Here is a 21,896-nt window from a genome sequence, read left to right as displayed (position 1 = left end):
ATATCATGGTCGAAACATCTCAGTCCTTCATTGTTCGTGAGGAATGCCAGAAGGCCGCTTGGCAGAACGGCTTCCGCCGCGTTTTGGGGGAAGAGAAGGGGTGGGCAGCCTTCGGTTCTACTACGGCGAGGGGCATGATTCACCTCGCCGCTGCTGGGGCAGCGGGACCGTGGTATCTGGCTCTCGACCATTACGGTGTCATCCAGGAACTGAACTTACCCATCGCTGAGGTAGTCGGTCCTGGGAGTGCTCGCTTCGCCTTCGATACGCTTGGTGCGCTTTATGGAGTGCTGCGCCGCGTCTATGAGCTGAGCGTCAGCTTACCCGATGCACCACTCCGGGAGTTTGAGCGGCGCGTCACTGGGCTACCGCGGACAACCGAGGCGGAGCGGCTGGTCGTGGAGAGGATCGGTCAAGACATCTTTCGCGCTCGCCTAATGGACTACTGGCGGGGGCGTTGCCCACTCACAGGAATAAGTGACGCGGCTCTGTTGCGGGCATCGCACATCATTCCCTGGGCGGAATGTGAAAACGACGCCGAACGGCTCAATGCACATAACGGGTTGCTGCTGTCGGCGCTTTGGGACGCCGCATTCGATCGTCGACTCGTTACCTTCGACGACGAGGGAAAGCCCGAGTTCTCGTCTAGTCTCAGCGATCAAGCGCGCGCCGAGCTCCGTTGGAATTCGCCGATTTGGCTAACGGACGAGCATCGCCGACGGCTTGCCCACCACCGCAAGCGCTCGCGCGGACTTAGTTAGTCATTGCCCGTTACGGCTAAACCCGATCTCTGCGACCGCCGAAACCAACGCGGTGTTAAGCGCCAGCATCGCAGCTTGCAGATGCGAGAGGCTGACATAGGCTTCGAACTCGATGGGCGCGTCCCCGGCGTCAATCGGCGTACCGTAGTTGCCATAGCGGAACGCGGTCGAATTGGGATCGATTGCAGCCAATTCCTTCATTCGTCTCACGACCCAAGCAGGAACATCTTGTCCATATTTCTCTTTGACCATCTCCACGAAGCTATCAGTAAGGCCAGTCAAATCGTGAGTTCGCTTCGAGGCGGGCAGCGCGGCCTTGAGAATGAGTTCGCAAGAATGACGGTATAGGAACAGGGCTGCGTTGCCGATCCGGTAGTCGGCGATGCGCTTCTCCTTGATCGCATCCACAAGCTCATTGGCGGCTGTGAAGTATTCCTCGGCAAGGGAAGCGGTGTTGGCCTGCATCATCCCGCCGATGGCGAAGCCATGCGGGCCGGACCATTCATCCTCACGCGCGTGATCTCCAGTAAGGTCCTCGAAGAGCGGCCGGGTCATAGCCTCTTCAGTGAAGATGTCGGCACGCATCACGCGATCGTCCTTATCCGAATCCTGCCGTCCGAGCGCTTAACACATTTCGGACATAGCGACTCTGGCGCGATACGGCTCCTCCGCCAGTCATAGACAGGCTTTGACAGGCTTTCGAGGTGCGTTGACGCCTTCCGCTTGCCGCACCGCTGACTTGTGCGGGACCAGCTGAGCGGAGCCTGTCATGCCACTCAGAATTCACAACATGAGCCATTGACTGACTGCACAATGTTGCATAAGGTTGCGACATGTCTCAGAAAGATGCACCAGATTTCCTCACCCTCGCCGAGGCTGCCGAATATGTTGGCGTGTCGAAAGACACTCTTCGCCGCTGGGATGCCTCCGGTCGACTAAAGCCAGTGCGGCGTCCAGGCAGCGGATATCGATTCTATCGTCGGCCGGACCTTGAACCGTTCCGGCTCGAATATCGGCGCGCCGAGCAGGCGGCCGAAGAGCCCGACCACATGTTTCAAACGCTGATGGCGGACATCGAGGCGAACCCGAAGGTCCGTGAGCCTCAGCAGGGCGCTCATCGCGCAGTTCGGAACCATTTCGAGACATCAGACGAGCCGGTCATCCTGCAGATCCCCGTCGGATGTGGCAAGACCGGCGTCATCGCGACGCTGCCATTCGGCGTGGCCAAGGGCCGGACGCTCGTCATCACGCCGAACTTGACTATTCGCACCGGCGTTGCCGAAGCGCTCGACATCAGCAATCCAAAAAATTTCTGGAGGCGGACTGGCGCGCTTCACGATTTTTCGGCGGGGCCGTTTCGCGCCGTGCTCGATGGCGTGGACGCCAATCTGCACGACTGCAATGCAAGTCAGTTCGTGGTGACCAACATCCATCAATTGGCCAGTTCCGCCGACCGTTGGCTTCCGCAGTTTCCGCCGAACTACTTCGATATGATCCTAATTGATGAGGGCCATCATAACGTCGCTCCCAGCTGGACGAAGATCTTCGACCGTTTCCCGAATGCGAAGGTCGTCAGCCTGACTGCGACGCCGTTCCGGGGTGACGGGTCGCGGCCGGTCGGCAAGGTGATTTACCGCTACCCCTTCACCCGGGCCATGGTGAAGGGCTACATCAAGCAGATTCACTCGCGAAATGTAGCGCCGTCGGAGCTGTCGTTCACTTACCGGGATGATGCCAAACGACACAGCCTGGAAGAGGTGATGGCCTTGCGCGAGCACGCATGGTTTCGCCGTGGCGTCGCTCTGGCTCCAGAGTGCAATCGGCACATCGTCGACGCCAGCATCAAATATCTCAACGAGCTGCGCGAGCGCAGCGGCTTTCGGCATCAGATCATCGCAGTCGCCTGTTCGGTCGATCATGCCCGTCAGGTCCGTGGACTGTACGAAGAGCGCGGCCTCAAGGCCCGCGAGATCTACGGCGAAATGGATCGGGACAAGCAGGATGCGGTGCTGGCCGAGCTTCGCAGCGGCAGGCTCGATAGCATCGTGCAGGTCCAAATGCTGGGCGAAGGGTTCGACCACCCGCCGCTGAGTGTCGCCGCGATCTTCAGACCGTATGCGAGCTTGTCGCCGTATATTCAGTTCGTGGGCCGTGTCATGCGTGTCGTGCACGAGGCGAAGCCCGATCATGCCGACAACCACGCCTACGTGGTCTCTCACGTCGGATTAAACACCGACGCTCATTGGGACGATTTCCGCGAGCTCGACTTCGACGACCAGGCCATGGTCAAGAAGTGGCTCGAGGCCGGAGACGAGAATGGCGACGGCGAGGGTAAGGGAGAGCCTCGCCGCTTCGACATCGGAATGCTCGTCGATAATGAAATCGTTGGCTCGTTCATCAACAGGTCGTTTCTCGATCCCGAAGACGATCGCGTCCTCAACGAAATGCTGGATCACGAGATCGGCAGTGGTCTGCGGTTACGCGATGTGGTCGACAAGGAGCAGCTTCGGCAGACGTTGCGGCGCAAGCAGGATGAGATGTCGGCCGTCAGCAGCGCCGGCAATCTTCCAACGCAGCCTCAGGCACGCCGCGTGCATGCGCGAAAGCGGCTTTCCGAACGCACCGGTTCAGTCGTGGCCCGCATTCTCAAGGACCTCAAATTGTCGCCCAACGGCAGGGAGGTTGGACAACGGGACAAAACCGTGGCTGGGCGGGACAACAGGGCCGCGGTGACATCGCTGCTCAACAAAGCGATCAACGAACATTTGGGGATCAAGTCTGGGAGCCGGAAGTCGCCAGACGCCGGCGACAATGAAGACGCATTGGCGGCCCTCGACATGCTGGGCGATAGGATCAGGGATTCCCTTAAAGGAAACGACGATGCCTAAGGTGAGAGACATCCTCATTGACGTTAAAGTCGAGCAGGCGCAACGGCAGCGGAAGTGTCGACGGAGCACGGCGCATCTCATTAGCAAGGGCGAGATGTGCCTCGTGGTCAGGACCAATGCGACAAATGACCCGTACAGCTATTGCCGCGATGCGGCCAGACCGATGCTGGACGCTGCCCTGGCGAAGTTGAAGGCCTTGTATGTGGAGCTTGGCCTTTCACCGCCGGCATAGCAGAAGGATGGAGGGCGGAGCGTTGTCCGACGTCGGGATCAACCAAATCGCATCTCGCAGAGGTGATCACGAAAATATTTTTCGCGCGCTCGACCTTGCGACTTCCCGATCCGCTACGCTGCGCATCTCGGGAAAGCGCGCGGCTACGAAGCAAGGCATTGATACCTTTGAATATTTTTTCTTGCGTTGCGACCGTAACTTGCGATCTTTGTCACGATGCGGAGGGATCCGCGCAACGACAAGGACGCCGTGGTGGCGCGACAGAGAGGAACAACAGCCGAAGAGTTTCGCGTGGTCGCCGATGCTGCGCCCGGCCCCTCGGCTGCGACTGTCGGATCGAAGCCCGATCCGCGCCTCGTCAACTTGGTGCGCCTGCTGGCTCGGCAGGCCGCGCGGGACTTCGTGCAAACCGAATCAGACAGCCGGAAGCGTGATCGTCTCCCGGAATAAGGAGGCGTCATGAAGGTCGCGCTCTACGCCCGTTACTCATCAGACAACCAGCGTGACGCTTCGATCGAGGATCAATTGCGGCTCTGCCGCCTTCACGCCGAGAAGCAAGGTTGGACTGTCGTCGACAGCTATTCAGACCGGGCCATCTCTGGCGCATCGCTGCTTCGCCCCGGCATCCAGGAACTGATCAGCGACGCGACCCGGGGGAAGTTCGCGGTCGTAGTTGCAGAGGCGATGGACCGCCTCAGCCGCGATCAAGAGGACATTGCAGGGCTCTTCAAGCGTATGGCCTTCGCCGGCGTGCGGATCGTCACGCTCTCGGAGGGCGACGTCACACATCTCCACGTCGGGCTGAAGGGCACTATGAATGCCCTGTTCCTGAAAGACCTGGCGGACAAGACTCGGCGAGGTCTGCGCGGCCGCATCGAGGACGGCAAGTCCGGCGGGGGATTGTGCTTCGGTTATGACGTCGTCAAGCAGTTCGCTGCCAATGGCGAGCCAATCCGCGGCGATCGCAGGATTAATGAGGCCGAAGCGGCTGTCGTCCGCCGCATCTTCACAGATTACCTCAGCGGCCAATCCTCGCGCACGATCGCCTTCGAACTGAACCGCGAGCGTGTGCCGGGACCTCAAGGCGCCGAATGGGGACCATCGACCATTCACGGCAATCCAAAGCGCGGCGTTGGCATCCTCAACAACGAGCTCTACGTCGGGCGCCTCGTGTGGAACCGGCTTCGCTATCTGAAGGACCCGGATACCGGCAAGCGGGTTTCTCGGCTCAACCCCGAATCCGAGTGGGTGACCCTAGACGTCCCCGAATTGCGCATCGTCGATCAGGATACCTGGGACGCTGTGAAGGCGCGTCAGCAGGCACTCGCCTACGAGCCCTCGGCACCCGGCGAGAACAAGCTCAATGACCGTCGGCGGCCCAGGTATCTCTTCGCCGGGCTGGTGAAATGCGGTTGTTGCGGCGGTGGGTACACGATGATCTCGAAGGACCTGCTCGGCTGCGCGACGGCGCGCAACAAGGGGACGTGCAAAAATCGCCTGAACATGCGCCGCGATACGCTGGAGACATCCGTATTGAGCGGCCTCCGGACGCACTTGATGGAGCCCGAGCTATTCAAGGAGTTCTGCGAGGAATTCACCCGTGAAGTAAACCGGCTGCGGATCGAACGTCGAACCGATCAGGATGCTTGGCAGAGCGAGCTGGGAAGAGTTGAAAAGCAGATTCGAGGCATTATCACCGCGATCAAAGATGGCATGTATCAACCGTCGATGAAGGCTGAGATGGATACGCTGGAAGCTCGCAAGGCGGAGTTGACCGATCTGCTCGCGAATGCCGAAGACCCCCCGCCGCTTTTGCACCCGAGCATGGCGGAGATCTATCGGCAGCGCATCTCGGCGCTTTATGAGAGCCTGCAAGGCGAAGAGGAGAGATCAGAGGCGGCGGAGGTGTTCCGTACATTGGTCGACCAGGTGACGCTCGTGCCCGAGGCGGAACAACTCGCCATCGTGCTGCGCGGTGACCTAGCTGCGATCCTGCAATTTGCGGCGGGCAAGAAGAACCCCGACTTCCTCTCGGAGGCCGGGGCTCTGGATAGCTTGCTATCGCAAGCATCGGTGGTTGCGGGGAGGCGCAACCACCGATACCGACATTCCGTTCAGGTGGTGATCTGACCAAGGGGGCTTTCTGCGTCCTGAACGTAAATAGCGATCGAAAAGATCAATAAAACAATGAACGACTCCTCTCGGCTACCAGCTTTCTCCAAACGGCCGCAATTCAACATTGAACGACCATGCGCTTCGATCCTGGTGGGCGACGTGCCAGATCTCCTCGGCGATAGCGCGCGGTTTGATGAAGAACTCGTCCGGCCGATCTGACCAGCGTTTCCGTGTCCACTCGAGGTCGATCACGGCATCGACCACGACGTAAGCGACGTGAACGCCCTGTGGCCCGAGATCGCGCGCCATCGCTTCGGCCAGGATTCGCTGCGCCGCCTTGGTCGGCGCGAAGCCGGCGAAACCGGCTTTGCCGCGCAGGGCCGAGGTGTTGCCGGTGGCAATGATCGCACCCTTTCCGGCCGTCAGCATCGCGGGGACGAACCGCCGCGCCAGATACAACAGTCCCATGGTGTTGACTTGGAAGTTGCGATTCAGGATCGACGGATCGATCTCGCGGAATGTGCCGAACGCACCACCGACGGCGTTGTGGATGACCACGGCGGGATTGCCGAGATCGCGCTCCACGGCCGACCCTACCGCGTCGATCTGCTCGGGATCGGAAACGTCGCAGCGGAATCCTTTCGCGCCCGGCAGTTCCTTCTCAAGGGCCGCGAGGCGCTCCTCGTTCCTGGCGAGCAGAGCGAGGCGATAGCCACCCTCGGCAAACCGCCTGGCGAGAGCGGAACCTGTGCCAGGGCCGACACCGGATATCAGGCAGACAGGCGCGGTCATGCGATTAGTCCTCCACGTTCGGCCGGCAGGTCAGTTGCCAGCCTTCGCCAACAGCTTTTCGACGTATGGCTTCAGATCAGGCTGGAAATGCACGTGTTCGACGAGACGGGTGAAATGAGCAAAGGTCAGCGGATAGTCATCCTGCACTGCCGGATGCAGGATCCTCCCCAGCCCAAGCTTGCGCAACTGATCGGCCCGCGCATGCTCATTCATGAACAGCGCAAGCTCTGCGGCGAAGCAGATGTCGGCCAGCGATAGCCCCGCGCCCACCAGCGCCTCGCGCTGCTGCGACAGCGCCTGCTCCATGCCCGAAGCATAGATCGCAAACGCCTGCTGGGCTCGCGCATGAATGGCGGCATCGACCGTGCCGCTCGATAGTGCCAAGAGGTAAATCTGCGAGTCCCTGGCGAAGACCAGGCTGACATCGAGAAAGCTGTCGATCCTGGACGCCTCATAGGCGTCACGCCCGTAGAGCGAGAACTTCGCTGCGCCGAGCCGTGCCACCGCCCGCATGATGCTGTTCGATTCGAAGATCCCGATTGTCCCATCAGGCCCGAAAGCGGCGGGCACATTGCCGAACGGCTGCGCTGTCACGAACGCATGGGTCTTTAAGAGTTGCGAACCGGTCAGCCCAACTCGACCGGTTCGCGCCAGCGAAGATAGCGAGGAGCGTTCATGCTCCGCCAAAGGATGGGCGTCATAGTCCCACAACCAGTCCCGCAGCTCCTTGGGCGGAGCTCCCCTGACCTCGACCTCCACACCGCAGAATCGCGCCGCGATAGTTCCCTTCCAGACCCGGGGTTCGGCAAGTAGGAGAATATCCGCAAGTCAGCCACGGTGGATTCCTCCTGATCATCTCCGGCCCTCGTCGGGCCGCACCTCGGCCCTGGAATGTCATGTGGCTGATCGGTCATTCCGAGCTCGCGTCAAGAATCCCACCGAACGATTCCCACCGGCTTCCGCTCCAGCGCTGAAGCTGGAGTTGCGTCCAGACCATGTTGTTGGCTTCGCTGATTGCTCAAGCGTATCCTGCTGGTTGCATGAGAGGCAGCGCACGATTGACGTCGCAAACTTGAAGCAACATAAAGAGCAAGCGCCGTCTTGTGCATTCTTTACCGAAGTCGGCAACTAGCCCTAATCTCAATACTACGGGAGCCCATCGGCACGTCTGCTATCCGATGGAAGCCAGACGGCGCTCAACCGAGTGGCGGGGCGCCTGCTTTTGACCCAAGGTGAACTGTCGCCGGGCTTTGCCAAGAGGCGTTGAACCGCGTCGAGATTGGAACTAGCCTCAAAAATAGAACAAACGTTCGTCTCTTGAACAAAATTGGTGAGGATCCAATGGTCTCCAAGTTGATGGCACTTGCGGTTTTCGGGACGGGGATGTGGCTCGCTGGCGCTGCACCTGCGGCAAGCCAGCAGGGAAACTTCAACGCGCCTGACCTCGTCCTCATCAACGGAAACGTTCTGACGCTGGACGAAGGATCCACCGTTACAGAGGCGGTCGCCATCAGAGACGGAAAGATTCTCGCCACCGGAAGCAACGCATCGATCAGGGCGCTTGCCGGCGCTGGCACGCGCGTGCTCGATGTGTCCGGCAAGAGCGTCATTCCCGGGTTGATCGATACGCACGCTCACTTCAAGGCCGCTGGACTTGGCGACTATGTCGTCGCCATGGGCCGAGCGAAGACTGTTGCGGACGCGCTCGAGGCGATCAAGGCGTTCGCGGCGAAGAAGAAGCCGGGCGAGTGGATCGTGGGTGGCGCATGGCATCCGCCGTCGCAACTCTCCGAGAAACGCTATCTGACCAGGCAAGAGATCGACAGCGTCGCCCCGAATAATCCGGTCTACCTGCGTACCGTCGGGCATTTCTCGATGGCGAACACCATGGCCCTGCAAGAGGTAGGAGTCGACAAGACCACCGCGGATCCGAGCGGTGGATCATTCGAGCGCGACGCTACCGGCGAATTGACCGGCGTGCTTGTCGAAGCAGCGATCGATCGGGTCGAGAAAGCCGTGCCGCCTTGGACGGAAGACGACGAGATTCGGCAGTTCACGATTGCGGAGAGCGTGCTGAACAGCTTTGGAATCACCAGCGCGGTCGAAGGCGCAACGGAAGCCCGTGATATCCGCACGCTGCAGAAGCTTGCCGCGTCCGGAAAAGCCACCTTGCGCATCGGCGTGATGTTCCGGCCAGAACCGCCAGCTGATCTGACCGCGTGGGAAGCTATCATGTCGGGCAACGGGGCCTCGTCGGGCTTTGGCGACGACTGGCTCAAGTTCGCCGGCATCAAGATCTTCTACGATGGAGGCATGACGCTGAAAACAGCGCTCATGCGCGACGTCTATCCCGATTCACATGACAACTACCACGGCATTGCGCAGCAGACACCCGACCGGCTGAAGCAACTCGTCTCGATCTGCAACCGCTACGGCTGGCGTGTCGGCGTGCACGTCGTCGGCGACCTCGGCATCGACCAAGTGCTCGACGCGCTCGAATCAGCCGACAAAGAAAAATCGATCCGAGATCGTCGTTTCGTCCTTATTCATGCCAGTCTGATCAGGCCGGAGCAGATGGAGCGCGCGCACAATCTAGGAGTCCGCATCGATTTCCAGAACGTCTTCCTGTGGGACAAGGCCGCGACCGTCGAGCGGTTTCTGGGGCGGGCGACCGCTGACCGCGCCGTGCCGACCAGGACGTTGATCGCGAAAATGGGCCTTGATAGCCTCGGCGCCGGAACGGACTTCCCCGTCAATCCGATCAACCCTTTTCTCAACATGTACATTATGGTGACCAGGAAGGATCCGAACGGAAACGTCTTTGGGGCGGCGGAAGCCGTTACTCGCGAGCAGGCCCTGCGCCTCTACACCAGCGCAGCTTCGCGCTACACATTCGATGAAGCGCGGAAAGGGACGATTGAGCCCGGAAAGCTTGCCGACATCGTGGTGCTTTCCGCGGACTACATGGCCGTGCCGGAAGAGCAGATCAAAGACATCAAGGCGGATCTGACGCTGGTCGGCGGCAAGGTCGTCTTTCAGCGCTGAACCGTAGCCTCGGCAAACGAGAGCATCGGACTGCAGCACTCGGCGAGGATCCTGCGCGAAGGACGCTGAAGGCGGTGGTTGACAGGAAGCCGGTCCGAGTCCTCGTGCCGTCCGACAAGGATCGTCGATGAAGAAGCTCGCCGCTGCCGGCGGCGGCAAGTCGGCGCAGATGATGAGGCCGGCTGGAACGCCTTGCCGGCTTCAAGATCGACGGGATCAGCCCTTTCGGGCAGTGAAGACTCGTGCGCGCCGTGGTCGAGCAGAGCGCGCTTCGGCAGGAGCAGTCTATATCAATGGCGGTCAACGTGGCTTGCAGGTTCGGCTCAAACCAGCCGACGTGCACGACGTTCTGAAGGCAGTCGTGGCCGGCGTTGTCGCCTGAGCAGGACGGGGTCATCAGTGGGACAATTGCGCCGCACAAAAGTGTCAGGCCTCGCATCTTGATCTTTTATTCGCCCGCTCGCGCCCATTGAGCCCTGCACAGCCGCATTAAACTATGGTAGGATGCTACATCCGCTGAAAAAAGCGCGTCGAAAACAGGGAGGACGACATGCGGGGGACTGCGTTAAAAGTCCTTGGCTCGCTGGCCGCAGGACTTTTTCTTATGTCGGCTACCGCGATGGCCGCTGAACCGCCAAAGGAGATGAAGCTCTACGTCTTCTCTTCGGGGGCGCTCAATCTCGACAAGTCGATCATTCAGAACGGCAGTAGCGGCAAGATCCAAATTCCTGTCGGCTTCTTCCTGATCCGCCACCCCAAGGGCGACGTGCTGTTCGACTGCGGCAACAACGACCGCATTATCAAGGAGCCGGACTATTGGGGGCCGTTCGTGAAGGCGCTTGATCCGGGTCGTTCGCCCGACATCGCCATCGACGCTCAGCTTTCCAAGATCAACGTCAAGACATCTGACATCAAATATGTCATCCTCGGTCATTTCCACGTCGATCACGCCGGCAACATCGGCAAGTTCCTGGATTCGACCTTCGTGTACCAGCGCGACGAGATGAGGAACGCGTTCTGGCCTGCGCCGGGCTACGCGACCTTCTTCATCTCTGACGATTTCGCCATGCTGCGCAACAGCGTCGGCGGGGGGATGCCCTCCAAATACAAGACCATCGAGCTCGACGGCGATCTCGACCTGTTCGGAGACAATAGCGTCTTCATCCACCGTACCGTGTCGCACACGCCCGGAAGCCAGATCCTGGTGGTGCGCCTGCCGAAAACTGGCACGGTGGTGCTGACCAGCGACGCCGTTTATCTCCAGGAGAACCTGGACAAGAACATCCTGCCGAGCATCGGCAGCGTCTATGATCCCGTCGGCATGCTCGATGCCTACGCCTGGGTGAAGCGCGTTCGCGACACCGAGGGCGCCGACATCATCTATGCCCACGACCCCGACACTTTCAAGGCGCACAAGCACTCGCCCGAATTCTACGAGTGAGCGGTAGTAGCCTAGGGACATCCGCACGAGTCGTCATCCCGGGCCTTCGCGCCCGGGATTTTGCTCGGTAGTCTTGCGCGGTGTCCGCCAGAGGGGGTCTAAAGTTTCCATGCTTCCGGCTGTTTCTCCGGTCGTTCTCGCCGAGCGCGTCACAAAATGGTACGGGCCACGACGCGCCGTCGCCGACGTGTCCTTTGCGATCGCGCCGGGGGAGATCGTCGGCCTGCTCGGGCCGAACGGGTCCGGCAAAAGCACGATCTTCCGCTTGCTCACCGGCTACTTGGTGCCGACCGCGGGACGCATCGAGATCGCTGGCCACGACGTGATCGAGGACTCTCTCGGCGTACGTCGTGCCATCAGCTATGTGCCGGAAGACGCGCCGCTCTACGACCACATGCGGGTCGGCGAATTCCTGCATTTCATGGCCGGTATCAAGGGATTGCACGGACCGAAGGCGAGGGCCGCGATCGACGAGGCGGCGGATCGGCTGGACCTCGCGCGCGTCATGAGGCTCACGACTGGCAAACTGTCGCGCGGCTTTCGCCAGCGTGTCTCGATCGCGCAGGCTCTGCTGGGCGATCCAAAAGTTCTGGTGCTGGACGAGCCGACCAGCGGGCTCGATCCGCACCAGGTGATCGCCGTGCGCGACCTGATCCGGTCGCTGGCCGGACGCCACACCGTGTTGCTGGCCTCGCACATCCTGCCCGAGATCGAGAGAATTGCCTCGCGCGTGATGATCCTGCTCGACGGCGTGCTCTTGACGTCCGATGCGCTGAAAGATGCTAGACAGGATCAAACGTTGCGCCTGTCGGTGGACGCGTCGGAAGAGGCCGTCCACGGCGCGACGAAGGTCGTCACCGGCGTGCGCGAGGTTGTCGCGGATCCCGACGGTGCCGGACGCTTCCTCGTCAGGGCGCAACGGCGCCCGTCGCTCGCAGCCGAGCTGGTCTCCGTGCTGGTCGCCGCGCAAATCCCGGTACACGAGCTGACCGAGCTGCGGCCCGATCTCGAACGGGTGTTCCTCGATCTCACCCGGCGACCGGAGGCGGCCGCATGAGAAGCTTCGCAGTGCTGCTAGAGAAGGAAGTGACCGCGCTGTTCTCCTCACCGATCGCCTACGTGCTGATGACGGTGTTCCTGCTGATCATGGGCTACAGCTTCACGCTCACCCTGTTCCTTAGCCACCAGCCCAGCATGGTGCACATATTCTTCCAGATGTTCGTCCTGTTCATGCTGACCGTACCGCTGATCACGATGCGACTGTTCGCGGAAGAGCGGAAGCTCAAGACGCTGGAGGTCCTCCTGACCGCCCCGCTCTCCGAAGTCGCGATCGTGTTGGCGAAGTTCTTGGCGGCGATGAGCCTGATCGTGGTCATGCTCGTGCTATCGGGGGCCTACGCGGCCGCGCTCGCCTGGTTCGGCGATCCTGATTTCGGGCCGATCTACAGCGGCTATTTCGGGTTGCTGCTGTTCGGATCGGCACTGGTCGGCACAGGCCTGTTGGCCTCGGCGCTGACGGCCAACCAGGTGATCGCCGCGCTGATCTCGCTCAGCGTCTTCCTCCTGCTCTGGATCATCGACAATTTCGGCTGGCTGCTGCCAAGCCCCGCGGACACGCTGGTGGTGAACCTGTCGCTCTCGGTCCATTTCCGCCCCTTCGCTGTCGGGTCGATCTATCTGTCCGACGTGGGCTTCTTCCTCAGCGCCACCCTGCTGACGCTGCTGTTGACAGTCCGCGCCTTGGCACGGCGGTGAGAGGCGCATGCGATGAGCGGATCTGTTAGAACGAATGTCGCTCTCCTCGTCCTGTCGGTTGGCGCCATCCTCTGCGGCGCGCTCGGATTCGCGGGGCTCGGCGAAACTGCATCGAACATCCTCTTGTTCGTCGCCTGCGCTCTCGCGCTGCTCGCACTCTTCACGCTGGCAATCCGACTCCCTTTGCGCGGCGGCGGCTCGCGCTGGTCGGCCTGGGTCGGGAACGCGTCGATCGTTGTCGCGGCGGTCGCGGCGGTCTTCGGCGCCAACGTGGCGCTCTATCGCCACGACGTGCATTTCGACGTCAGCCGGGAAGGTCGCAATACGCCGCCTCAACAGCTCACCGACGTGATCGCGCAACTGCGCACACCGCTCGCGCTGACCTATTTCTACAATGCGAGCGATGCCAATGCGATTGCGGTCCGCGACCTCGTTCAGACCGCGTCGCGGAACCATCCGCTTCTCGCCTTCCGCGCCATTGATCTCGACAAGGAGCCCGGCCTTGCCCGCGACCTCGGTGTACGCGCCTACAACACCGCCGTGCTGCAGGCCGACGATCGCAAGATCCTCGTCGAAAACGTCATCGATCCCGCCCGCATCGGCTATGCGGCGTTGCGCGTGCTGCGCAAGCGCGTGGAGACCGTCTGCTTCGTCACCGGCCACGGCGAGACGTTCCGCCCGCTGCCTTCGCATTTTCATTTCAGCCATGTCGAGACTTTGAAGGGGCACGAGACACCCGGCGCCGGCGACGTGCTGGAGACGGCGCCCGAGCAACTCGACCGGCTCTTGCTTGCCCTCGACCAGATCGGCTTCGAGATGCGCGAGCTCGTCACGGCGACGGCGTCCAGCATTCCACCTGACTGCTCGGCGGTCGCCGACATCGGCCCGCGCACAGCCTTTGCCGATGACGAGGCGGCCCTGCTCGCCGATTATGTAAGAGGTGGAGGCAGGCTTCTGCTCCTGATCGATCCGCTGTCTCAGCTCGATGGCGATTTCGAGCGATTGCTGCTCGAGCCCGTGGGACTATCGAGCGAGGCCATGATCGTCATCGATCCCCTCAATCATTTCCGTACCGATGCGGACAAGGTCGCCGTGCCCTATTATCCGCCGCACCCGATCACGAAGCGTCTGGCGCTGACCGTGTTTCCGCAGGCGCGGCCGATCGCGGTGGCGCAGCCGCCGTCCGGCGTCAGCTTGATCGTGCTGGCCGCGAGCAGCCAGGAAAGTTATTTGCGCTCGCCCAAGTCTGCTCCCGCCGTGACGGAGAGAGACGCGACAAACACGCCGCGGAGCGCACAGCCGCTTGCGGTCGCGCTCGAAGGCAGCTGGCCGGAGGCCTCGCCGGGCAAGCGCTTCCGCCTCGTCGTGGCCGGCACCAGCAAGTTCGCAACCAACGAATATTTCCCCTACATCTCTAATGGCGAGCTCTCGCTTGCCATGCTTCGCTGGCTTGCCGAGGATGATGCCACGCCGAGCGTCGCACCGCAGACCTTCAAGCTGCCGGAGATCGTGTTGACCAGCAGCCAGATGCGCGACACTTTCATCGTGCTGGAGGTGCTGTTGCCGCTGAGCACGGCCCTGTTCGGTGTTGCGATGTGGTGGAGGCGACGGTGACGGACGGGGCGGCCAAACGCGGGAGGACCCGATGGCTTGTGCCGCTGCTCGCTGTGTGCCTGGTGGCGCTGCTGGGTGTCCTGATCGTCGGCGGGCAGTGGCCAGAGCTGCGCAGCAAGGTCGCATTTGCGCCGAAGGGCCTCGTGACCATCGCGCCTGCCGACGCGCGGCGGGTGGAGATTCGTTCGGGTAGCGGGAGCGTTGTCCTGCTTCGCAAAGCCGGCGAGTGGACGATCGAGGGGATGGATGGCGCCGTGCCGGCCGAGCTCGGATCGCATCTCGAAACGGCGCTGCGGCTCGTCGCCGTCAGCGAGCCCGCGCGCGAAATTCCGGCCGCCGAGCTCGCTGTGGAACAATTCGCTGCATTTGGGCTCGATCCGCCCGCAACCGTGGCCGTGATCGAGACGGCCGATGGTTCGACGATCTCCGTGAATTTGGGCGCGCTCAATCCGGCGAGCACCTCTCATTATGTCCGCATCGCCGGGCGCCCCACTGTGTACCTGATGCCGCGTCATTTCGGCGAGGAGTGGCGGGTCACGCTCGATATGGCGCGCCGCCTGCGCGGCCCAGCCGGGCCAGATGCGGCGAGCCGTGGCAGGAGCTTGTTGCTGCCAATCTCTATGGCGCAGGTGTGGGCGTTCGAGATCGTCTTCGCGGGCAAGCTCACCCGCTTCGAGCGCGACATTGACGGCAACTGGTTCCGCCACCTCGGCCAGCACAACCACGCCGCCGGCAATGTTGTGCACGTCGCCGATCCCGAGCAGGCCCGCGTCATCGACGCGGCGATACGCGCGTTGGATGCCGCCGCAGTCGAGACGCGCGTCGGACCGGCTGATCCGTCGCAAGTCGCCCGCTATGGGCTCAACCTGCCGACCCTCATCGTGCTGGTATTCTCGCGCGATGCGGCCGCGCCGCTGGCAAGACTAGAGTTCGGTGCATCCGCCGATAGTCTCGACCGCTACGCACGGCTCGCGCCCAATGGCGCGGTGGTCACCGTGGCCGAGTTCGAGATGCGCCGCTTGACGGAGCTGCTCCGCGCCATCGGAGCGGGATCGTGAACTTAGCTCGCCGCTTGCTGCTCGGCTTGTTTCTGCTCAGCTTCGGCGCGCCGGTTCGCGCGCACCAAGTCAACCTTTCGACAGCGCGCGTGGCGCTGACTACCGATCGCACCGTGACCGTCGAGGTCGCGCTCAAGGGCAGCGACATAGACCGGCTCGTCGGCACCAAGATCTACGACGCAAAGGAAGACGCGGTCGATCCCGGCGCAGTCGACGCGGCCGCTGCGTTCATCCTCGCCTACATGAAGGCACATCTGGCCGTATTGGGGACCGAAGGGACGGCCTGCGCCCCCGGGATTGCGGCCATCCTGGCCGATGGCGACGGTGTCATCTATCGCAACAGCTTTGCCTGCGAGGGCGTTGCCGGCGACATCGTCTATCACTCGACCGTCCTGACCGAGAAGGATCCGACCGCGCGCCAGGTGGTGCTAGTCACGCAGGGCAAGTCTGAAGCGCAGGCGCTGCTCGATGCCGGCAATACCACCGTCACACTCTCGGCGCCGGCGCCGCCGCTAGGGTCGACAATGCAGCGCTATCTCCTAACTGGTATCGAGCACATCTTTCACGGCTACGATCACATCGCCTTTCTGATCGCGGTGGTGCTGTGGGCGCGCCGGCTCATTCCGGTCGTCAAGATCGTCACCGCCTTCACCATCGCCCATTCGATCACGCTGTCTCTGGCGGCGCTCGACCTCGTCGTGATCCCCAGCCGCGTTGTGGAGCCAGCGATCGCGGCCTCGATTATGTTCGTTGCCGTTGAGAACTTCTTCTCGCGCGACATAGACAGGCGCTGGCGCGTGGCCTTCGTGTTCGGGCTGATCCACGGCTTCGGCTTTGCCGGCGCGCTTCATGAAGTCGGCCTGCCGACGAATGCGATCGTACCGGCGCTTGCTGCCTTCAATATCGGCGTCGAAATCGGCCAAGTCGCGATCGTCGCGATCGTATTCCCGGTGCTCGGCCTGTTCGACCGGCTGATCACGACTGACCGCGCCAAGCCGATGAGGGCGACTGGGCTGGTCTATGCCGTATCCGCTGTGATCAGCCTGGTCAGTGGCTACTGGCTTTTCATGCGCATGATGGAGGCCTGAGGCGTCGTGGATTCATCATCCCGAGTATTCTGGCGGTGCCCGGCAGCAGCATGGCAAGCCTGGCCCGCATCCTTTCGTGCCGCGATGCGAACCATTCCTGCAGCAGCATGACTTGCGGAAGGTCGGCGCCGAGCGCCTGACAGTATTCCCAACCTGGAGGTCGACGTCATCGAAAGGGCGATGCCGACGAGCTCGGCATCGTTGAGTGCGAAATCGCGTAGCATGGTCGAATTGCGACCGGCAGTCCGCTCGAAACTTCGAAAGGAAGCCGTGAACGTGATGTGGCTTCCCGTTTGGGACGGCTCGTTCACTCCGCCGCCATTCGGGTTCCGCTCTTAGTGCCGGCCGAGGCGGTCAAAGCTGGCGGCACCAATTGTGCGCATCGGAATCACCTGCATCTCTCGGGGCTTCGATCAAACTGCCCAGTGGGCGCAGGGATGCGAATGCATGATGGAAGCAGCCCATCCGTCGAGCAACAGACCGTCCCAAGCTATGACACCTTCATCCCATTTCACGCCGGTACTCGCGATACATCAATGCCCTTTGAGGTCTCCCTTCGATAATCTGGTCGTTGAACCCGTCATGGACACAACACGGCAAGTCGGGATTGAAGGTGTCCATCGAATTCATTCAGGATGTCCAAAGTCAACATGCTTCAGCGTCTTCTTCTCCCGCTGAGGCGTCATCTTCGCCGGGCTTGCCTTACCAGGTACGCCACGAGGACCGAGCTCTTCGCGCTGGATGTCATCCTCGGAGCGTTCGGGCTCCACGCCATTAATCGGCTTCTCAGGCATCATTCCATCCGCGTCTTGTCTTTCAGATCGCGGATCCGGATCTCGGCTTCTTCCTTCGAAGTGACGATCTCCCATTCGTCCGGCACCGTGCGATCGCGTTGAGCCTCTTGAGCTCGGCGAGTTGTTCTGCAGTTGGTTTTTCCATCTTTGAATCCTTGAGCGCCTGCACGACGGCGCCGTCGTCGAGCACATCCAGCAGCTGGTTTCTGGTTTGCTCGCGATCTCTGGGGCCGGGCTCGACATACCGGGCCCGGATGCCCTGAGCGTCTTCCAAGGCCTTCGCGACTCGCTGTTCCGGATCCATGACCGGTACTCCACATACACGGAAATCGCGGTTAGGAACGACGTGTTCCTTTGCTCAGCCCTTGAATGAGCTCGCCCGCAGGAGACCTTCGGAGGTGATGTCACGGAACTCGATGTCGGCGTAAAACTTGGGTTCGACCCACGTGGCCTTCGGCTTTCTGATCGTCTTGGTAAGCTTCTGCTTGGGGCTCACCACCGTGTCGAGCGCTTTGCGGATCTGCGCCGAGGTGGTTCGATTCCACCCCGTGCCGACCTTCCCCAAGTAGACGAGATCCTTGCCTTCCTTCTTGCCCAGATAGAGCGCGGCCACGCCGGATGGGTCCTTGATGAAGCCGACCACGGGAAACTTGCCCTTCTGGACGACCTTGATCTTCTGCCAGGCTTCGGCGCGCTCCGATCGGTATGGCGCATCCGCGCGCTTGGAGATGATACCCTCATAGTTCAACTTGCTGGCGGCAACGAAGAGCGCCTGCCCGTCCCCCTTCATGGTGTTCACTGTAGTAGATGGGCTCCTCGAGCTTGTGCTTATCGGTGAGCTCTTTGAGTAGCCTCTTTCGTTCGATCTGTGGCTCTTTCCGTAAATCCTTGCCGTCGGGCCACAGCAGATCGAACGCGAAGCAGACCAGGCGGTCCTAATCGCCTGCGCCGAGGTCCGCCTGCAGTTCGGAAAAATTCGTGCGCGCCTGATGGATAACGACGACTTCCCGTCGACAATTGCCTGACCTCCGATATCGAAGGCGGCAGCAATCCTCGAAAACCTGCTGACCCAATTGTAGCCTTTGCGGGTGTAGGCCCGGCGATCGTCACCGTCGATCCGCAGCTGGATGCGGTACCCGTCGTATTTGACTTCGTGAATCCACCGAGAATCCGAAGGTGCCTTCATCTTCAGGCTCGCCAACTGGGTCCGGTGAACCCCGGCATTGGAGGGACCTCCGGCCCAGAGGCCCGAAGCGCCTTTGTACGCTTTGCCATTACGCAACTCACAAAAAACCACCGCCGGGTTGGGGCCGACGGCGGGCAGTCTACCTACCTTACTCAACGAGTCTCGCAACTTCGCAGGCTGGGAGGAGTTCCGACCCCACTGGTCCATGAACTTTCGAATTTGAGCGGCCCACAACGCGTTCTCAGAGTGCAGTGCCGAATAGGCCAATCCTTCCCGCATCGAACTCCGATCGATAGCGGGCGTTTACCTATCATGTCAGACGCATTCGACTACTTTCGGGCCTACGCCGTCCGAGCTCTGTGCAAAGCGAGATCTATGCCGCAGGGCAGGATTAAGCATCTGCAGCTGGTGGCCGGCCGGATCTACAATCTCCTGAAGAAGGAGGCTGCTTACGGCCCCAATATCCAGCACCTCGAGGACTTTCGCGCAGCTCAGAAGCTCGAACGCTCTTCTGATGGCCGGCCAAGTGACCGCTCCGGCGGTCGCCTTGCCCCGGTTGCGCCGCGAAGCGTGGACCGGGAGGCTCGCTGAATGCCTTCGCTCGACGCTCGCGCTGTGGCAAGTCTCCTGCGAGAGTACGCGCAGCGTACGGTTTTGCGAGGCGGCAATCCTTACCGGGCAAAAGCCTATTCCCGGGCCGCCGACAGCGTGGCGGCCCTTGCCGTCCCTTTGGACGTGCTCATCGCCGAGGATCGTCTAACGGAGATCCCGGGCGTCGGCGATGCCATCGCCGACATCCTCACCAAGCTTCACAAGACGGGCTCTCACCCGAGCCTCGAAAAGCTGCGAAAGGAGATTCCCGACGGTGTGCTCGAGATGCTCGCCGTGCCCGGCCTTCGTCCGGAGAAAGTGCTCCGGCTCTACAAAGATCTGGGCATCGCCTCGCTCGCAGAACTGGAGGCCGCGGCCAAGGACGACCGCATCAAGAAGGCCAAGGGACTCGGCGCCGCGCTGCAGACCAAGATCCTTCAGAACCTGGCGATAGCCAAAAGCGGAGAAGGCCGCCTCCACCTGCACAGGGCCGCCGCCCTGCTTGCGCACGCGAAAGACTCGATCCGGAAGGCCCGGCCTGAGCTCAGGCACGTGACGATCGCCGGCGATTTCCGTCGAGGCTGCGAGCTTATCGGCGACCTCGCCATCGTTGCGGAGGCAGCCAAGCCGGACAAGGCGTCGACGCCATCGGCCGAAGGATTGCAAGTCCGCGTGTGCGACCGCAAACATTTCGGCGCCGCCCTTCTCTTCGCCACCGGCTCTGCCGCTCACCTCGAGCAGCTTCAAGCCTTGGCCGCCGAGAAGGGCATGCGGTTAGACACTGACGGCTTGCACAAGGGTCACACACTGGTCGCGGGCGAGGAGACCGACATCTACCAGGCTCTCGGGCTGCCTTTCATCGATCCCGAGCTTCGTGAGGGCCGCCGCGAAGTCGAGCTGGCTCTGAAGGGTAAGTTGCCGAAGCTCGTCACCGACAAGGACCTGTGCGGAATCCTGCACTGCCACACCGATGCTTCAGATGGGACAGAGACGCTAGAGACCATGGCGAAGGCGACACGCCAGCGCGGGTTCGAGTATTTCGGAGTCGCCGACCATTCCAAGTCTGCGCACTATGCCGGAGGTCTATCAGTGGAGCAGATTGCGCAGCAGCACCGGGAAGCCGACCGGCTGAACAAGCGCTTCGGCAAGGATTTCCGGATTCTGAAAGGCATCGAATCCGACATTCTGACGGACGGGTCGCTCGACTACGACGCCGAGGTGCTTGAACGTTTCGACTTCGTCGTCGCCAGCATCCACGGCCGCTTCAAACTGGACCGCATGGCGCAGACCCAGCGCCTGCTTCGGGCCATTTCCGATCCTCACACGACCATCATCGGGCACATGACCGGGCGGCAGCTCCAGCGGCGACCGGGCTACGAAATCGACGTCGAGAAGGTGCTTCGGGCCTGCGCCAAGCACGACGTTGTCGTCGAGATCAACGCCCATCCATGGCGGCTCGACCTCGATTGGCGCTGGCACCGGGCGGCCCTCGAATTCGGCTGCATGCTGAGCATCAATCCGGACGCGCACTCGATCCCCGAACTCGACCACATGCACTGGGGAGTCGTGATGGCCCGGAAGGGTGGCGTGCCCCCGCAAAGGGTGCTGAATGCAATGACCTTGCCCGAGATTGCGCGCTATTTCCGCCAGAAGAGGCGCTCGCTCTCTCGGGCCGCCTGATGGCGGCGGCACGCAATGTTTCGCTCGAGGGCGAGAGGGCCGTCGGCTAGTTGGCCCGTCCACGCAATCGTGCGGGGCGGCCAAGAGCTTTCGCGTCAAATGCCTATTGATCCAAGTGCCGCCAATCCTTGGTTTGAGCCGATTGCGTCCTTTGAGCCATTCCTAAAGAGTTCCGGAAAGGTCGCGAAAGACTATCTGTGATGAGAACGCCGGTAGCGCTCCCGCCCCCTCCAACCAGGGAGCAGCGCCATGTCGAAGCGGCGTTGTTCAAACAGACCTTATCTTTGGAAGAGCGCCTCGCTGAAGAGGCCAAGCGCTTGCGTGAGCAAGCCGAGTTGCTCCCTCACGGGTCCCTGCGCGATCAGATCGTGCGAAAGGCGCGACAGTGTGAGACCGGCTCGCACATGAACCAGTGGCTTCAATCCCCCGGACTGAAACCGCCTGAGTGAGCCCGCCAGATAGAAACGGCTGCACTGCGCGTGAATTGGTCCTTATGGCAGAGTCGTTCGGAAAAGCCTTTTCGGTCGTTGAGCTGACAGCCGATTCGGGATCGACGACTGAGATTTGGCTTGCGCTTGCCAAGCCGAGTTAGGCGGTAACCCTGGTCCTCGCGGCCGTACCGGAGGGATGGACAGCGCAGGTCGTCCCAGCGGTTCTATCCGAGAAGCAGTTGAAAACGTTCGGCGAGATAAACCTCAAACCAGGGGAAGTCCGCCGGCTCTCGGGATGAGCATGCATCTTCCGCATCTTGTGATGGGGCGTAGCAGCCATATCTCGCCCGCGCAGGCGAAAGCCCGCCCCGCGAGGCGAGCCGCTTGGGAAAACTCTCGGAAGCGGCCTGACAAGCGCTCGGAAC

The 21,896-nt window shown here is 61.6% G+C and carries 18 protein-coding genes and 1 pseudogene; 13 read left to right on the top strand and 6 right to left on the bottom strand.

Annotated elements, in window-relative coordinates; all coding sequences use genetic code 11:
* The first annotated feature begins 5 nt into the window (after positions 1 to 5).
* Complete coding sequence (locus tag AAFG16_RS17175; protein WP_342739902.1) at positions 6 to 761, top strand: HNH endonuclease; 756 nt, start codon at positions 6 to 8, stop codon at positions 759 to 761.
* Here the strand turns inward: AAFG16_RS17175 and AAFG16_RS17170 are convergent, their stop codons facing one another.
* Positions 762 to 1,346, bottom strand: a complete 585-nt coding sequence (locus AAFG16_RS17170; protein ID WP_342739901.1) for a hypothetical protein — start codon at positions 1,344 to 1,346, stop codon at positions 762 to 764.
* Between the two features lie 248 nt (positions 1,347 to 1,594).
* On the opposite strand from AAFG16_RS17170, the gene AAFG16_RS17165 reads away from it, so the two are divergent.
* From AAFG16_RS17165 to AAFG16_RS17155, 3 genes are all read left to right on the top strand, one after another.
* Positions 1,595 to 3,649, top strand: coding sequence for a DEAD/DEAH box helicase family protein (locus AAFG16_RS17165; protein ID WP_342739900.1), 2,055 nt, complete (start codon positions 1,595 to 1,597; stop codon positions 3,647 to 3,649).
* Positions 3,642 to 3,881, top strand: a complete 240-nt coding sequence (locus tag AAFG16_RS17160) for a hypothetical protein (protein ID WP_225129060.1) — start codon at positions 3,642 to 3,644, stop codon at positions 3,879 to 3,881. Before AAFG16_RS17165 ends, AAFG16_RS17160 begins: the two co-directional genes overlap by 8 nt.
* 459 nt (positions 3,882 to 4,340) lie before the next feature.
* Positions 4,341 to 6,011, top strand: coding sequence for a recombinase family protein (locus AAFG16_RS17155; protein WP_342739899.1), 1,671 nt, complete (start codon positions 4,341 to 4,343; stop codon positions 6,009 to 6,011).
* A gap of 75 nt (positions 6,012 to 6,086) precedes the next feature.
* Here the strand turns inward: AAFG16_RS17155 and AAFG16_RS17150 are convergent, their stop codons facing one another.
* On the bottom strand, positions 6,087 to 6,788 hold the full coding sequence (locus AAFG16_RS17150) for an SDR family NAD(P)-dependent oxidoreductase (RefSeq protein WP_342739898.1): 702 nt from the start codon (positions 6,786 to 6,788) through the stop codon (positions 6,087 to 6,089).
* Between the two features lie 30 nt (positions 6,789 to 6,818).
* Positions 6,819 to 7,547 (bottom strand): glutathione S-transferase, encoded by a 729-nt coding sequence (locus AAFG16_RS17145; RefSeq protein WP_342739897.1) that lies wholly within the window; start codon positions 7,545 to 7,547, stop codon positions 6,819 to 6,821.
* Positions 7,548 to 8,129: 582 nt separating this feature from the next.
* Here AAFG16_RS17145 and AAFG16_RS17140 point away from each other — a divergent pair.
* The 8 genes and pseudogenes from AAFG16_RS17140 (at position 8,130) to AAFG16_RS17105 (ending at position 16,789) form a co-directional block, all read left to right on the top strand.
* Positions 8,130 to 9,833 carry an amidohydrolase gene (locus AAFG16_RS17140; RefSeq protein ID WP_342739896.1) on the top strand — a complete coding sequence of 568 codons (1,704 nt, stop codon included), beginning with the start codon at positions 8,130 to 8,132 and terminating at the stop codon, positions 9,831 to 9,833.
* Positions 9,834 to 9,865: 32 nt separating this feature from the next.
* Positions 9,866 to 10,215 (top strand): annotated as a pseudogene (locus AAFG16_RS17135) (YbaK/EbsC family protein); the annotation flags it as partial.
* A gap of 222 nt (positions 10,216 to 10,437) precedes the next feature.
* Positions 10,438 to 11,274 carry an N-acyl homoserine lactonase family protein gene (locus AAFG16_RS17130; RefSeq protein WP_342739895.1) on the top strand — a complete coding sequence of 279 codons (837 nt, stop codon included), beginning with the start codon at positions 10,438 to 10,440 and terminating at the stop codon, positions 11,272 to 11,274.
* 109 nt (positions 11,275 to 11,383) lie between these two features.
* A complete protein-coding gene (locus AAFG16_RS17125; RefSeq protein WP_342739894.1) occupies positions 11,384 to 12,331 on the top strand; it encodes an ABC transporter ATP-binding protein in 948 nt (315 codons plus the stop codon).
* Complete coding sequence (locus AAFG16_RS17120; RefSeq protein ID WP_283085708.1) at positions 12,328 to 13,029, top strand: ABC transporter permease; 702 nt, start codon at positions 12,328 to 12,330, stop codon at positions 13,027 to 13,029. Before AAFG16_RS17125 ends, AAFG16_RS17120 begins: the two co-directional genes overlap by 4 nt.
* A 12-nt stretch (positions 13,030 to 13,041) precedes the next feature.
* Positions 13,042 to 14,643 carry a Gldg family protein gene (locus AAFG16_RS17115; RefSeq protein ID WP_342739893.1) on the top strand — a complete coding sequence of 534 codons (1,602 nt, stop codon included), beginning with the start codon at positions 13,042 to 13,044 and terminating at the stop codon, positions 14,641 to 14,643.
* Complete coding sequence (locus AAFG16_RS17110) at positions 14,625 to 15,701, top strand: DUF4340 domain-containing protein (RefSeq protein WP_342739892.1); 1,077 nt, start codon at positions 14,625 to 14,627, stop codon at positions 15,699 to 15,701. The genes AAFG16_RS17115 and AAFG16_RS17110 overlap by 19 nt, the downstream gene beginning before the upstream one ends.
* Positions 15,698 to 16,789, top strand: a complete 1,092-nt coding sequence (locus AAFG16_RS17105; protein ID WP_342739891.1) for a HupE/UreJ family protein — start codon at positions 15,698 to 15,700, stop codon at positions 16,787 to 16,789. Before AAFG16_RS17110 ends, AAFG16_RS17105 begins: the two co-directional genes overlap by 4 nt.
* A gap of 626 nt (positions 16,790 to 17,415) precedes the next feature.
* Here AAFG16_RS17105 and AAFG16_RS17100 read toward each other — a convergent pair.
* Genes AAFG16_RS17100 through AAFG16_RS17090 form a run of 3 tightly spaced genes read right to left on the bottom strand, consistent with a single transcriptional unit; the run spans position 17,416 to position 18,373 of the window.
* Entirely contained in the window at positions 17,416 to 17,583 is a 168-nt protein-coding gene (locus AAFG16_RS17100; RefSeq protein WP_342741127.1) for a hypothetical protein, read from the bottom strand.
* Between the two features lie 22 nt (positions 17,584 to 17,605).
* Entirely contained in the window at positions 17,606 to 17,887 is a 282-nt protein-coding gene (locus AAFG16_RS17095) for a hypothetical protein (protein ID WP_342739890.1), read from the bottom strand.
* Between the two features lie 54 nt (positions 17,888 to 17,941).
* On the bottom strand, positions 17,942 to 18,373 hold the full coding sequence (locus AAFG16_RS17090) for a hypothetical protein (RefSeq protein ID WP_342740923.1): 432 nt from the start codon (positions 18,371 to 18,373) through the stop codon (positions 17,942 to 17,944).
* A gap of 987 nt (positions 18,374 to 19,360) precedes the next feature.
* Here AAFG16_RS17090 and AAFG16_RS17085 point away from each other — a divergent pair.
* The gene (locus AAFG16_RS17085) at positions 19,361 to 21,040 is read left to right on the top strand and encodes a PHP domain-containing protein (protein ID WP_342739889.1); all 1,680 of its coding nucleotides are present in this window, start codon (positions 19,361 to 19,363) and stop codon (positions 21,038 to 21,040) included.
* The last annotated feature ends 856 nt before the right edge of the window (positions 21,041 to 21,896 follow it).

It is taken from the genome of Bradyrhizobium sp. B117, assembly GCF_038969555.1.
GTDB lineage: Bacteria > Pseudomonadota > Alphaproteobacteria > Rhizobiales > Xanthobacteraceae > Bradyrhizobium.
The sequence above is the reverse complement of the archived record's forward strand: the minus strand, read 5'-3'. Positions and strand labels throughout refer to the sequence as shown.